Genomic DNA, 15,400 nt, shown 5'->3' on the forward strand with positions numbered 1-15,400 from the left:
CTCGTTATTTGTTCATATTATAGAAAGCGCTTTTATTCACAATTAAAATTATAGAAGGCATTTTTCCCCAAAGCTTTATTCGAATTGTTCTGTTTTGGGTGAGTTTTTACTTAGATTGCTATTTGATCTTAAAGTGCACTGTCAATTGGTACTTGCTCGCCAGCCCATGCTCTTTTACTCGTCCAGTCTGCTTCACCTTGCCAAAAAGGATCGTTCGCAGGTAATCCAAGCGGTAAAAATACAGCTGCACTTAGATACAAGCTGCCGGTTGAAATATAGCCTTCTCCGAGCTCCGGTTGGTGTCCAATGAACCCGATACGAAGCCATCCGTTTTCATCAAAGGTACCTGATATTCCAATCATCCGCTTAATAACAGCCGTTAACGCACAACGGACTTGGGCAGGATGCAAAGTTTCGTCCAGTTTGTGTTGAAGTGTCATTTGTGCTATATGTTGAAAAGCTCCAAATCGGTAAGTTAATGATCTGCCAACTACTGGAAAAGAGCCTTCCGGTGAAATACTTCTCTCCTGGATCACTGCATACCTTTTAGCACGCTTGATGATCCGATCTTTTATCAGTTTCCAATCATGAGATTGATTTTCCAAGGTTTCTACAATATCGACAAGCATCGGTTGAATCACAAAGCTATTGTAGTAATCCATATGAAATTCCGACCCATCCCCATACAATCCATCTCCTAAATACCATTGGTCGTGCTGTTTAAGCGCAAAATCAACCCTCATTGGATCCCACTCTTCTCCCATTTTGAACAAAGCGGTCTCAATCATTGCTGAAAATAATAGCCAGTTATTAAAAAACGGTTTACGCGTGCGAGTTGACTTTAATGCTTGAACTAGATTTTGCTGCACGTTCGGTTCCAATTTAAAATATATTTCCTGAGGAGCCCGAACAATGGCATGACTAAGGAAGGCAGCGTCCACTATTGGTTGATAACCTTCTGAAAAATTCATGTAATCAGGAGAATCGGGATCGGTAGCCGCATCCATCGCCCGTCGAGATAAATCTATATATTTCTTTCTCAATTCTCCTTCAGAACCATGATCAGATCCTGTTTCAAGCCAAGGAGCCAAACCGCTTATTAGTCTTCCGAAAGCTTCCAAATAAGTGTACTGTTCCCGATCCCGACCGCTTGTTTCTACAGGCATGTTTTGTTTTAGCTGTTGATTGGCTAAATTTTGAAGTACCGGCTTGGCAATCTTACACATCGTATTCAGCCAATAAGTGCGATCTACAGTCGTTTTTGTTTTTTCATCTTCCATTAATGACTCCCTCCTTATTATTTGTAATCATTCAACCTTGAAAACTACGCATTCAGCTATTATCCTTTAGCTCCTATTGAATAAGGATTGTTTTTTGCCTTGATATGAATTCTTTTAATTATTAGCTTTCGGATTATAGTTCAATTTAACGGTATGGGTTCTCCCGATTGAATCGGAAACGTCGATTTCTACTTTCGTATAAGGAGCCTTACGTGAGACTGTCACGGTGTCATCTTTACTGATTACGGATCGTGCGATTTTACCTAATTCAATCGTGATTTTGTCTTGTGATTGCGTCGGATCGGACACAGCAATTGTCAATTCGTCTCCTTCTTCTTTAATCATTAACGAAGCAGGTTGATAGGACCGAATAAAGTCTACCGTGCCTCTTTCCCAAAAGTTAGCGGCAGTTAAACCAAGCTTCTTTTCCTTCACAGCGTGTATAGTACTCGTATTGCTTAAAATTTCAATATCCGGCTTATCATTGTAGTGCTCTGTTTCAATCGCATCTTTATTTGGCAGCAACACGTACGAATAAGTTGCATTCGTTGGATTGACACCGTGGTCAATTGCTAAGCTCAAATAGTTTTTTGTAACCGGACTCGGATCCCCGGCATGATTAATGTCCCGCCATGCACCGGTTCTCGCTTCACGCATTCCAGAAACAGTCGAAGTTTCAGGGAAGTAGTAACCGATGCTTGAATTTGAAACGTCCCCTTCCAAATGAGCCCAATTCACATTTCCCATCTTTTCAGACCAGCCAAGCTGACTTGATTTCGTTTCCCCATTGACGATTAACTCATTATCTCCGCTGTCATTTAATTTACGATTTTCAACAATCGTTTCCGCTTTCCGATCATCGCTGCTCGTAATGCCTGTGCCTAATGCAATGATCTCATCATCGAATGAGAACCACGATTTTTTTCCGGTCAACGTGCTGTTCTCTAAATCAAATTCCATACCCGCTGCACCGTAAAGACCATCTATGGCTGATCCACCAACCCATGAGTTAGAGCTGAAATACGGACGCCACGATTCTATGGTTCTTCCTTTTGAACCGTCTGTGGTCGTTCCCGGAAGACGGAACATGTCAACGGTTGGCCAAAAATCATCACTGAATTGGGTGAGATCATCGTTGTACAAATAGGTCATCCCGTATCCAGTATGCCATCCCTTTGTATTCTCGGCGCCACTGCCAGTTCCCATCTCAAAGCTTGAGATTCTTTTCGAAGACATGCTGATACCGAAAGCGAATCCAGCACGCCGGTGGACGACCCGATCCATAGCTGCAAAGACTTGGTGTTTGACGAGCTCGCCGCGAGGAGTAATTTCGGAATCTCGTATTAAATTCTTTATAAGTATCATTTCATTAATGTTTAGCCCAGACACATAATTCTCAAATGTGGTATCTGCGTGAATCCAATACTTAACCATGCTTTTAATTTTCTTCGCCACATCAGTCGGTGCCGCTTCAGACAACTGTAAAATCGGTATGATGGCAGACCTTCCCGCAGAATGGTCTTGAGAACCTTCCCTTGAAATCGCTCTTCCTCTTACCATGTCCATCATCCCGCCTTTATAAATAAGAGGTTCATAGGAGTCAAACACCCATTGGTACACATTATTCAAATTTGGATCTGTAGCCTCCCATGAAGATCCAGCCAATATATATAACACATCAACGAGATGATCTATCAACACAATGCCGTAACTTCCGTTATAAGGAACATATCCATGTTGAACAAATGACCCGTCCTGGTAAAAACCGTCTCCATCGGTGACATACTTGAATACTTGACTTAACGCATCGCGTGCTTCAGCAATTTTATCACTATCTTTCCCAACAATTCCCCGTACGCTGACGATTAATGCTTTATCAATTCGGTTCGCACCTGTTTCAATCACCCCTGGAAACCTTACCCGATGAACAGGATCCGGTACAAAACGATCAATAGCCTTTATATAATTGTCGATTTGAGTTGGAGTTAAATCGTCATACATTAACACTAATAGATCCTTCAGTGCCATCGGAGCTCCGATTTCCCAGTTCCACCAGTTTCCGTACTGTGACTTCTTTTCGTTGTAACGGTTCTCATACATCCAATCCAATCCGCTAATGATATCAGCTCTTAACTCTTCATTTCGGTATAAATTGGATCCTTCCATTGCATAGGCGTAAGCCATGTCTCTCAAACGATAATAGTTAACGGAAATATCACTTGAATTCGTTGTACTTGTCAAATCGCTCCATAAATAGGTTCTATTTTGAGAATGATCTATCGTATCCCATACGCCCGTACCTTCTTCGTTGGTTACCTTTGATTCGATTTTTTCAATATAAGAGGAAATATCGGGATCACCGGCATCATACCTGGTTCCTCCGGTTAAATAACCCTTCCACTTTTCTCGCATCACCTCAAATTCATCGGCTTCGCCTGCTGCGTAAACATCGTCTGGAGAAAAAGATGTAAAAAAAAGTGTAATTAAAAAAGCTATTAACAGATAACAAATGAAGCTGTTCTTTTTCTGAATCATAGCAATCTCCTTTTTTTAATAGTGCTCCCCGTTTGCAACGGGGAGCAACTGATTAGCAAAACTATTTTTATTATTCTTTTTCCCTTAGCGTCCAAACTGGAGTTTCCGGTTTTGGTAGGTTCATCGATTCAATTTTTGTTCTTGTGTCTTCCGTGATATGCCATTCCCATTTCTCAAAGAAGCTTAATAAATTTTCACCGCTGAGTTTTGAAGCCATCAAAACGAGTAAATCCATTTCTTCTTGATCGGATTTTGGCATTTGATCTTGAGGCAGTTCACGATAAGCAGTGTTAAGATTGGTGTAGAAATCCCATCCGTATGCTAGCTTCAGTTGTCCGAAAAGAACTAACCGTTCCATCAATCCGATGCTAGTAAACTTTTTATTAGGATCGGTACTGTTTAGATACTCGAATGCCTTGTCATAATAGTCTTTTCCTTCGTCATCCTTAGTCAGTAAGTTCGATTTTAATCCAAAATATTCTTGCACGTGTAAAGAATGTATATTAACCGATACTTCAGTAATATCTCCCCATGTCCAAGGTGTTTGCTGGTATTCGTGTCCCATTTCATGCCAGAAGCCCCAGCTTCCTAATTGACCTTTTGATAGATCCACTGCCTCTTCGGCAAAACGTTGGATCGGAGCCATAATCGGGTATCCGGCATGCATTAATCCGTTGCTAATTTGGATATCGAATACATAACGATGCGGGCGGTCAGGGCTTCGATGTGGTAACGGTTTGTTTGGACCGACTCCAACAAGTTCATTATATTTTCCAATCATTTGATCCCATTTTGTCATCAATTCTTCCGGATTATCGACATTCTTAATGACATCGGTCGGTAACGTTAAGATGACATGCTCTCCTTGTAATTCTGCCCATGGAGCTTGATAATTTTTGATCGTGTTATTCCATTCTTCATTTGTTGTTTCACCAAGAACGAAGTATGGTGCATTAACCGCTCCACTAATTGAAACAGTTGCTTCTGTGTCGGCTTTAGACTTTGTCGGGATTAAGTAAATTAAGCCACCGTATGGACTTACAATTTTATTCGTCCCTGGTTGCAATTCCTTTCGAAGCGCAACGACAGGTACCCTTTCCCAAGTCGTTTTTCCTGATAGATTATCGGTATGAGCCCCTATTTGAACATCAAGATTTTCGGTTCCTTCAGGGACCTCAATTGTAACGACACTTCCTGCCGGTGCGTATAATCCTGTACTGTGCCAGTTGCCAGGCGGATACAACATTCGCAAATGACTTAAATCGTCATAATCAAAATCGACAACGATTTCTTTATTATCCACAATAGGGGTATCTGCTGGAACTACCCCAGGAAATACATCTGCAAATGGTGATTTCGTTTGGTTAGGATCAAGTGATACTTGATTAACCTGATAAGACAAGAGTGCACTTGAGTAAGGGAACTTACCTTTTTCAAACGGCCATGTTACTTCCAAGTCTTGTGCATCTCCCCGAATTTGTTCAAGAAGCGGACTGGATGAAGTCAAACTTCCAATCGTACCGCTTACTATCGTTGCAATGATCTCTTTTTTCTTTTCGTCATCCGCATCCGGATAACCGATGTCAATTTCATCAACCAGTAATGTTCCATTTTCAACAGCTTTTGCTTGATCAATCAACCTTAATATGTGATAGTTGTTTGCTTTGTCATAAGACAGTGGCGGCAACATTTCATTTTTAGTTGCTGCGATGTTGTTCATCAAACTAATCCCTACTTCGTTCAAAAGCTTTTGAATTCCGTAATCATAAAGCCGAGCATTAGGTATTTTTTCTTTCATCCAATCCTTTGGATACCCATCCATTACCCATCCTTTCATAGCGAAAAGAACCGCACCGCCATCTTTTATATAGTTTAATAGTGCTTCTACTTCTTCATCACTTAATGGCATATTGAAGTTATTCACGTACGCTACTTGATAGAGATTCGGATTCATATCTTCTGACAGAAAATTGTCTACCTTTTTCACTTCTATTGGCAATTCGTCGCTTACCCCAATATCCCAGTTCGTAATTAACTTAATTTTCCCTTCTCCATTAAGCGCTTCCTCGTAACTAACCGGTTGTCCTTCCCCTTGGTGTTGTTCCGTTAACCAAGTCAAAACATTACGGGTGAGCGTGCTTTTAATATTTTCCGTTCCAGAAAAGTCTAGATATTCTGACATCCCGGCTGCCACAACTCTTCCTTTATCATAGCGTGAGGCAGCAATTAGAGGAGAAGTATTTGGATTAGTGGCTACAACAAAAGCGTTTCCTTTGATTGCACTTACCCCGCCGGCATGTGTTGAAGAATAGGAAGGGATCCCTTCAAGATCACGGTAAAAAACTTCGAAATCCTCCTTTAAAACTTCTTCCGGTGTTAGCTCCGTTTCAGTTTGTTCTCTAAGTTTCCAAACTTCCTCGTCTGGCTGTGGTAAGTTCATTGCTTCTACTTTTTCTCTTGCCTTATCCGAATATCCTACCGCCCATTTCTCGAAAAATTCAAGAAGGTTTTCTCCTGAGAGCTTCGATGCCGTTACTACAAACGTATCGATTTGTTCTTGGGTCGATTGCGGTAATTGATCATCGGGCATTTCTCGATAGTAGGTGTGTACATCCGTATAGAAATCCCAGCTGTACGCAAGCTGAAGTTGTTTGAACATAACAAGCCTTTCATAGTTTCCTATATCATTGTATTCTTTCTCCAGATTATTACTGTTTAAAAATTCAAATGCACGGTCATAATAGTCTTTACCATCTTTTTCTGTGAGCAATTCGGATGGATTTCCAAATTTCTCTTGAATATAGAGAGAGTAGATGTTAACCGTAACTTCCCAAACATCTCCCCATAGCCATGGACTTTGTTGGTATTCATGGCCAAGTTCATGCCAGAATCCCCAGGCTTTCGTCCGTACATAATCGACATTCAGCAATCTTTCCGCTCGATCGACTGTCAGCATAATCGGATACCCTGCATGCAATGCTCCACCCTTTATTTGTCTATCGGCAACATAATAATGAGGCAGTTCATCTGCCGTGTTCGGCATCTCTTTTTCTGGAGAAACGCCAACTAATTCGTCATAGCTTTCTACGATCTCGTCCCAGGTTTCCATCAGTTCTTTCGGATCTTCTAAATCTGTTATCGTTTCAGAAGGAACAGTCAGAACGATATTATCCGACTTTAGTTCAGCAAATGGAGCAGTCGGGGCGTTTCTCATCTTATCCCATTCTTCCTGAGTCGTTTCACCTAATACATAATAAGGAGCTTGAACAGCGCCGTTAATTTTCACGGTGACTTTCGTATCCTCTTTCGGTTTCATCGGTATTAAGTAAATCATTCCGCCATATGGGCTGTTAACCCGATTCTTACCGGGAGTTAGTTTCTTGTGATCAACGAGAAGCGGAACTCGTTTCCATTGACTAAGCCCTCTTAGATCATCATCATGAGAACCAATCTGCACCGTTAAATTTTCAGTGCCCTCAGGAACGTCCACCTCTACAACACTTCCCGGAGGAGCATATAATCCGGTACTTACCCAATTCTTATTCGGCAGCGCCCGAGTATACATCGTATCCAGAAAATCAAAATTCACTTCTACCTCTTTGTTGTTGACGATTTCAGCATCTTCAGAAACTTTACCAGGGAAATCATCAGCATAAGGTGATTTTGTATTATTTGGGTCTAAAGTAAAATGACTAAACTGAAAATCATACAAAGCATTGGTATAAGGCTTTTCTGATCGGTTAATTGGAAAAATTGCCGGCTCTAGTTTTTCCGCTTTACTCTCTGCCCATGCGTAAAGCTGGGATTCAGAGGATAAGGTTTCCAACGTTTCAATGATGACATCCGCAAGCAGCTTTTGCTTTTTGTTCGCATCAGCATTAGGAAGACCAATTTCTATATCATCGATCGATAATGTTCCTTCTTCTAATGCCTTGGCCTGCTGAATTCGATTGAGAAAATGACTGTTATATGCATCTTCATACGTGAATTCTGGCGGGTTATTGTTAGTGGACACACCTGAGTTCAGTAAAGTTAATCCAGCTCTGTTAAGAAGCTTTTGGACTGCAAAATTCTGACTGAGTCTTGAACCCCTATAATTACCGATGCGTAGTCTTTCATCAAGGGGTGTGTGGCGGGTAATGCTTACTAAATCGCGGCCCTTCTCAGCAACTATAACCGCTCCGCCTTTTCTTACATACTTATCCAGATTTTTAAGATCCTTGTCTTTCATTGAGGCATCCACATAGGCAACCGCATACTTTTGTGGATTTAATTTAGCAGAGGCCCAGCTATCCACTTTTACTACTTCAATTGGAAGAGACGGGTCTACTGTAAAACTGTGTGAGGTCGTAACCAAACGTATTTTTTTCCCTTTTCCTTTCAAGGCATCCTCATAACGATTGGTACGGTCGTTTCCTTTACCTTTATTCGTATGGGCTTCATCCGTAAGCCATAACAGAATGTTTCGGGTAACTATTCCTTCCTCATCCTCATGTGGACGGGAAAGGTCAAAGTATTGATCACTACCTGCTGCCACAATACGACCCTTCCCGTAACGTGCCGCCGCAATTGAAGGATTTGCCTCAGGTGCAACAACCGGGAAAGCTTTTTCTCCAATCGCTCCGATCCCTCCGCTGCCAGAATATACAGGAATACCTTGCAGGTCACGATAAAAAATGCTTAAATCCTCTTTTAAAACCTTCGGAGACGTTAATTTCGGTTCTTTCTTTGTTACAACGTCCGTTTTTGAAGCAGATTTTTCGGATTTTGCTAACGTGCCGTTATCAAAACCTGCTGTCATTGAAGTAGAACATAACAGTGAAAAGATAAGAAATGCTCTAAATAAAATCTTGAACGACATCTTTCTAATCCTCTCCTTAATAAACTAATTTACAAAGGTGTATGAGGTCTAAGAAGTAGAATGATAGATTACTAAACTCTCATGCATTTGACCGACTGACCATGTTTCATTATAGTTATCGATAACATCAAACCGAATAGTACCACCTCCTTTTATGAGGCAAACCTATAAAATGATTCCTAGAAATCCGTGAAACGCACGAAAAATCGGCGTTCCACGGACGATTACTAATTTACTTTGACAAGCTTAATGTAGTCGACGTTTAACGGAGAAGACAAATTATTCATATGAATCTCATGTTCCCCAGCTTTTAATTCAAATGTGAGTGGTCGATCTTCAAGGTCAGCAAACATCATATCACTCCAACTGCTCCAACCGTTCGTAGAAGGAAAGTGAAAATTCACTTCTTTTCCACCGTCAATTGCGAAATCACGTTTTGATGTGTCTGAATCAGTACTATAGCGTACGATAGCCTTGTAATTGCCTGACTCTGGTACATTAACTTTCCATTCGAGCCAATGTCCTGAATCATCCCACATGTTAATGGCTTTTCCTTCAGATGCCCCTTGTTTGTCAGCAATATTAACGGAGCCGCCTCCCTGTTCCGAAAAGTCTTCACCTTCGATAACAATTCCCTCAAGATTTTCCGAGACTGCGACTAGCTTTAAAAATCGACGTACCACTTGTACTTCTTTTGAACCGGTTCGGGTTGTGTTTCCCGCTTTTAAGGTTGCGTTGATCTCATATTTACCGTACTCGGAGTACTCGGGAATAGCGATTTTTGTATTCAACGTGTGAGACTCGTTCGGATGTAGCGCTGGCACTTTTAAGCTATCTGGCTCTACTGTCCAGCCGTCCGAAACGTCCAAAGCAATCTTTCCCTCTGGCTGTACTCGTTCACCGTCGTTTGTCACCGTAACCGCTACAGATACTTCGTCACCCCGGAACAACGCTTTGTCGACATCAACATTGATGTGGCTCGTAGGAGGCAGTTTTGCTGTTGCCTTCAGATTATAGTTCAATTTAACGGTATGGGTTTTCCCTAGTGACCCGGATACGTCGATTTCTACTTTCGTATAAGGGACCATACGCGAGACTGTAACGCTATCATCTTTACTGATTACAGAGCGCGCTTTTTTGCCTAATTCAATTGTGATCTTATCCTGCTTTTGAGTTGGATCAGACACAGCGATTGTCAGTTCGTCTCCTTCTTCTTTAATCATTACCGAAGCAGGTTGATAGGACCGAATAAAGTCTACCGTGCCTCTTTCCCAAAAGTTAGCGGCAGTTAAACCAAGCTTCTTTTCCTTCACAGCGTGTATAGTACTCGTATTGCTTAAAATTTCGATATCCGGCTTATCATTGTAGTGCTCCATTCCACTCACATCTTTATTCGGCAGTAAGACGTACGAATAAGATGAATTTGTCGGGTTAATTCCGTGATTGAATGCCAAGCTTAAGAAATTTTTTGTAATTAGATTTGTAGAACCACCTACATTGATATCTTTCCAGGAACCTAACCGCTCTTCACGCATACCAAATACAGTTGATTGTTCCGGGAAGTAATAACCGATGTTTGATTTCGGAACGTTGCCTTCCAGGTGTGCCCACTTCACGCTTTCCATCTTTTCAGACCACCCAAGCTGGCTCGATTTCGTTTCTCCATTAACCGTAAAAACATTATTTCCGTTTTCATTTAATTTACGATTCTCGACGATCGTCTCTACTTTTCGATTATCACTGCCCGTAATCCCTGCACCTAAAGCCACAATTTCATCATCAAAGGAAAACCACGATTTTTTGCCTGTTAAAGTGCTCTTTTCTATATCGAATTCCATACCAGCAGCACCATACATCCCGTCAATAGATGCTCCCCCAACCCATGTTTTAGGACTACGATAGTAATAATCGTTTTTCAACGTTCCTTGTGATCCATCCGTAGTCGTACCTGGAAGACGGAACATATCAACTGTCGGCCAATAACCCTCGCTGAATTGCTCCAAATCATTGTTGTACAGATAAGTCATACCATAGCCTGTATACCATCCCTTTTTGTTCTCTTGATTAATGTATTCAAAATTTGCGATTCGGTTGGAAGACATACTAATACCGAAACCAAAGCCCGGTCGCCGGTGAACGATTCGATCCATGCTCGCAAACACTTGATGTTTAATCAATTCGCCACGAGGAGAAACCATTGAGTCATTTATAAGAGATTTGACTGAAATCATATCGCTAATGTTCAGCCCTGAAACAAAGTTTTCAAACGTCGTATCTGACTGAACCCAATATTTAACCATTCTTTTGATTCTCAGCTCTACATCAGGTGGCGCCGCTTCCGACAGTTGTAAAATTGGTATGATCAACGATCTGCCTGCTGAATGATCGGAAGAGTTTTGCCTTGAAATCGCTCTTCCTCTCACCATGTCCATCATGGCTCCTTTATAGATAAGGGGCTCATAGGAATCAAAAACCCATTGGTATACATTTTTTAAATTCGTGTCTGTAACCTCCCATGAAGATCCAGCCAATAAATACAGCACGTCAACGAGATGATCCATCAATACAATGCCATAGCTTCCGGTATACGCAATATAGTTATGCTGAACAAAAGAGCCATCCTTGTAAAAACCGTCTCCGTCGGTCACATAGTTGAACACTTGGCTTAACGCATCCCGAGCCTCAGCAATCTTGTCACTATCTTTACCGACAATTCCCCGAATGCTGACGATTAACGCTTTATCCATTCGATTGGCGCCTGTTTCAATCACACCCGGAAACCTTACCCGGTGAACAGGATCCGGGACGAAACGGTCAATCGCTTTGATGTAATTCGCAATTTGAGTTGAGGTTAAATCGTCATACATTAACACCAAAAGATCCTTAAATGCCATGGGAGTCCCAATTTCCCAATGCCACCAGTTCCCATACTGCGATTTTTTTTCATTGTAGCGATTTAAGTACAACCAATCCAAACCATTGATGATGTCCTGTTTTAACGATTCGGCTTGATATAATTCAGATCCTTTAATCGAATAAGCTAGAGCCATGTCTTTCAATCGATTATAACTTCCTGAAATGGCGCTAGGATCAGATGTGCTATCCAAGTCATTCCATAAATAGGCTCGATTGTCTTCTATGTTCATCGTATCCCAATGACCGGTGCCCTCTTCGTTCTTCACTTTTAAGACTAGATTTTCAATATAGGCTGAAATATCAGGATCATCACTGTCAAATCCGGATCCTCCGGTTAAATAGTCCTTCCACTTTTCACGCATGTTGTCAAATTCGTCAGTTTCTTCAGCAGCATAAGCGTCTTCAAGATAAACAGTCATCATCGGTACAATTAACAAAGCGGTTAAAAACACAGATATTAATTTAAATCTCTTTTTTCGAATCATGAACAACCTCCTTATTAACGGTTAAATTATTATTGAAAATTCAATCTTTTTATTTTGTAAGCATGCAAGTTTTTAAAGGTTTACTAACACAGACTAAAAGTCCATAGTCTGGTTTATGCATGGCTATGGACTTCTTCTTTGTTAGTCGATATATATTTTTACCAATACAGCTTCCAATCTCTAGTCGCTCTTACAAGTGCTTCAAAGTAAAAATAGTCACCCCATAAATTCGCTTCATGTACTCCAGAATTCGTATTTCTATTGTAAACACCTTCTAGCAGTAGACCTTCAGCTTGTTCTTCATTCTTTGAAGAGTAATTTTCATAGAGGGATTGTAAAATTTTTAAAGCAGCATTCTCATAATACTTATTCGTTTCATCGTTCTGTACTGATTTTGCTAATTCAAACAGTCCGCATACAGCAATCGAGGAAGCCGAACTGTCTCTTACCTCTCCACTGCCATCTGAGAAGGATAAATCCCAATAAGCCACGAGATCTTCAGGGCTTTGGTTAAGGAAATAGTTTGTTACTTTTAAACTTCCATCTAGTATTTTTCCATCCTTAGTAAATTTATAACTAAGTGGAAAGCCGTACACACCCCACGCTTGGCCTCTTGCCCAACATGATTCGTCACTATATCCTTGATGCGTTTTTCCAAACCTGGGCTCTCCAGTCTCTGTGTCAAAATAGAACGTATGATGTGTGGTGGCATCTTCTCTTACGATATGGGCTAACGTTTTAAGCGCATGGTTGTGTGCGGCATCCTTATACTTCTCGTCTCCGGTAACTTCTGTTGCCCAGTATAATAGAGGCAAATTCATCAAACAGTCGATGATAATTCTTCCTCTTTGGTTAGGATCGTTCAAATTCCCCCATGCTTGAATAATACCTGCTTTTTCAAAATAACGAGTCATTAAATGATCAGCTGCCTTTAAAGCTATTTCTTTTGCTTTTTCACTCCCTGTTAATTTATAAGCTGAAACGCATGAAAGAGTATACAGAAATCCTAAGTCATGCGTATCGATGCCGATTTTCTTCTCCATTCGTTCTCCAAAACTGTCTACGTGAACTTCTGCAACTTTCCGGTACTTTTCATCGCCCGTCACTTCATAAGCGAGCCATAGCATCCCGGTCCAGAACCCTGTTGTCCAGCCGACATTAGCTCCGGGCTTTAAGTCATCTCTATAAGCCTTTCTAGGAAGATAAATTTTATTTTCCGTATGATCATCTGGAAATTGATCCGTATATTTATCTAATTTCATGTCGATTTTTTTTAGTGCTTCTTTAATGGCATCCTCAAAAATCGCACGGTTTGAATCGAAAGGGGTTTTAAACACGCCTAATTGATTTCCTTCATTAGCAATGTTGTCTACTTTATTTGACATAGGTTTTCTCCTCCAAATGTGTAATGTTAATAGATTTTAACTATTCTTTAATCGATCCTATCATGACCCCTTTAACAAAATACTTTTGCAAAAAAGGATATAAGAGAAGAATAGGCAGTGTCGCTACAATAATAGTCGCATACTTAACCGTCTCCCCGACCGGATACCTGTCACCGCCGCCTACTCCTGTTATGAAGTTGTCAGTGCTATTTGTAATGAGAATTTCACGCAAGACGAGCTGTAATGGGAATAAATCCCTGTCACGTAAATAAATCATTGCACTGAAATAAGAATTCCAGTGGCCTACTGCGTAAAATAACACCATTACTGCTAATACCGGCAAGGAGAGCGGTAGAATAATTCTAAATAAAATCGTAAAGTCGTTTGCCCCGTCCATCCTTGCAGATTCTTCCAGACTTTCAGGTATTCCTTGGAAGGCTGTTCTCATAATGATTAAATTCCACACACTCATCGCATTTGGGATAATGAGTGCCCATCTCGTATCCATCATCCCTAAGTCACCAATTAATAAATAGGTTGGAATTAGACCGCCACTAAAGAACATGGTGAAGACAATCATCATCATAATCGGCTTTTTTAACATGACATTCCGGCGCGACAACGCATACGCGCCTAAACTCGTAAGAAAAATGTTAATCGCTGTTCCGACAACTACATAGAATAGTGTGTTAGCGTATCCGATCATGATCATGGCATTATTAAAAACTAACTCATAGGCTTTAAGGCTAAAATCAAGCGGTGCCAAAAGAATTCCCCGGTTTTTCGCCAAAAGTCCCGGATCACTAACGGAAGCAAACAACACATACAAGAACGGGTATAAGGTGGCGAGAATTAATATTAGCATTAACAATGTATTGACAAAATCAAATGTTCTTTCTCCCAAGCTTTGTTTCATTTTCATAGTAATCCTCTCCTTACCATAAACTAGTTTCACTGGTTCGCCTGCTTATTCGGTTAGCTAAAATTAACAAAGAAAAGTTAATGACGGCGTTAAATAAACCAACCGCGGCACTGAAACTAAAGCTTGCTTCCAAAATACCTTTTCGATACACATAAGTGGATATTACATCGGCTGTTTCATATGTGATCGGATTATACATCAAAATAATTTTTTCAAATCCGACGCTCAGCATGGAGCCCATTTGCAAAATAAATAGGATGATGATAATCGGCGCAATCCCCGGAATCGTTATATGTAAGGCTTGTTTCAAACGACCGGCACCATCGATTCTAGCTGCTTCATAAAGTGCTGGATTAATGTTGGACATCGCAGCGAGATAAATGATCGATCCCCACCCAATCCCTTGCCATATCCCGGAACCTATATAAACTGCACGAAACCAGTCAGCTTCCTGTAAAAACGAAATCGGTTCCAATCCAAAACCAACAAGGAGTTCATTGATCAGACCGTCTCTAGCCGTAAAATCAACTAACATCCCTACAACGACAACGACCGAAATAAAGTGCGGTAAATAACTGATCGTCTGCACAGCACGTTTAAACCACATTTTTCGTATTTCATTTAATAACAAAGCTAAAATAATAGGCGCCGGAAAAGCAAAAATCAGCTCATAAAAGTTAATTAAAAACGTATTTTTTATTAAACGCCAAAAATAAAAGCTGTTAAAAAATTCGACAAAATGATCGAAACCAATCCATTCACTAGCCCATATTCCTTCGGATGTATTGAAATTCTTAAAAGCGATTTGTAACCCATACATCGGGCCGTAGTGAAAAACAAGGTAATATATAACGACAGGTAGAACCATAATGTAAATGTTTTTATTACGTTTGAGATCTTTTGCAAGCCGCCTCCAGTAGCTCTCTTTAACACTGGTTGGTTTCGATTTTGTTGCACCTCTTGTTTCCGTTCGTACCGTTTCCATGTTCTAAAACCTCATTTCAGGTAATAGTTCG

Annotated in this window: 7 protein-coding genes; all 7 read right to left on the bottom strand. The window is 40.7% G+C overall.

The features are described 5' to 3' along the window. Window positions 1-128 precede the first annotated feature (128 nt). On the bottom strand, window positions 129-1,280 hold the full coding sequence (locus NON16_RS00405) for a DUF2264 domain-containing protein (RefSeq protein ID WP_257345916.1): 1,152 nt from the start codon (window positions 1,278-1,280) through the stop codon (window positions 129-131). A 114-nt stretch (window positions 1,281-1,394) separates the two neighbouring features. After that, window positions 1,395-3,815, bottom strand: coding sequence for a polysaccharide lyase 8 family protein (locus NON16_RS00410; RefSeq protein ID WP_257345918.1), 2,421 nt, complete (start codon window positions 3,813-3,815; stop codon window positions 1,395-1,397). Window positions 3,816-3,885: 70 nt separating this feature from the next. After that, window positions 3,886-8,676 carry a M60 family metallopeptidase gene (locus tag NON16_RS00415; RefSeq protein WP_257345921.1) on the bottom strand — a complete coding sequence of 1,597 codons (4,791 nt, stop codon included), beginning with the start codon at window positions 8,674-8,676 and terminating at the stop codon, window positions 3,886-3,888. A gap of 227 nt (window positions 8,677-8,903) precedes the next feature. Then, window positions 8,904-12,077 (bottom strand): polysaccharide lyase family 8 super-sandwich domain-containing protein, encoded by a 3,174-nt coding sequence (locus tag NON16_RS00420; protein ID WP_257345923.1) that lies wholly within the window; start codon window positions 12,075-12,077, stop codon window positions 8,904-8,906. Between the two features lie 158 nt (window positions 12,078-12,235). Beyond that, on the bottom strand, window positions 12,236-13,462 hold the full coding sequence (locus NON16_RS00425; protein WP_257345926.1) for a glycoside hydrolase family 88 protein: 1,227 nt from the start codon (window positions 13,460-13,462) through the stop codon (window positions 12,236-12,238). Between the two features lie 40 nt (window positions 13,463-13,502). Continuing rightward, the gene (locus NON16_RS00430) at window positions 13,503-14,384 is read right to left on the bottom strand and encodes a carbohydrate ABC transporter permease (protein WP_257345928.1); all 882 of its coding nucleotides are present in this window, start codon (window positions 14,382-14,384) and stop codon (window positions 13,503-13,505) included. A 13-nt stretch (window positions 14,385-14,397) separates the two neighbouring features. Continuing rightward, window positions 14,398-15,369, bottom strand: a complete 972-nt coding sequence (locus NON16_RS00435) for an ABC transporter permease (protein WP_257345930.1) — start codon at window positions 15,367-15,369, stop codon at window positions 14,398-14,400. Between the last annotated feature and the right edge of the window lie 31 nt (window positions 15,370-15,400).

Origin of the sequence: Pseudalkalibacillus decolorationis, assembly GCF_024609785.1 — a bacterium.
GTDB classification, from domain to species: Bacteria; Bacillota; Bacilli; order Bacillales; family Fictibacillaceae; genus Pseudalkalibacillus; species Pseudalkalibacillus decolorationis.

Coding starts and splice junctions, on each gene's coding strand:
- NON16_RS00430 (WP_257345928.1), bottom strand. CDS start 14,384: ATGAAAATGAAACAAAGCTTGGGAGAAAGAACATTTGATTTTGTCAAT.
- NON16_RS00435 (WP_257345930.1), bottom strand. CDS start 15,369: ATGGAAACGGTACGAACGGAAACAAGAGGTGCAACAAAATCGAAACCA.
- NON16_RS00420 (WP_257345923.1), bottom strand. CDS start 12,077: ATGATTCGAAAAAAGAGATTTAAATTAATATCTGTGTTTTTAACCGCT.
- NON16_RS00425 (WP_257345926.1), bottom strand. CDS start 13,462: ATGTCAAATAAAGTAGACAACATTGCTAATGAAGGAAATCAATTAGGC.
- NON16_RS00415 (WP_257345921.1), bottom strand. CDS start 8,676: ATGTCGTTCAAGATTTTATTTAGAGCATTTCTTATCTTTTCACTGTTA.
- NON16_RS00410 (WP_257345918.1), bottom strand. CDS start 3,815: ATGATTCAGAAAAAGAACAGCTTCATTTGTTATCTGTTAATAGCTTTT.
- NON16_RS00405 (WP_257345916.1), bottom strand. CDS start 1,280: ATGGAAGATGAAAAAACAAAAACGACTGTAGATCGCACTTATTGGCTG.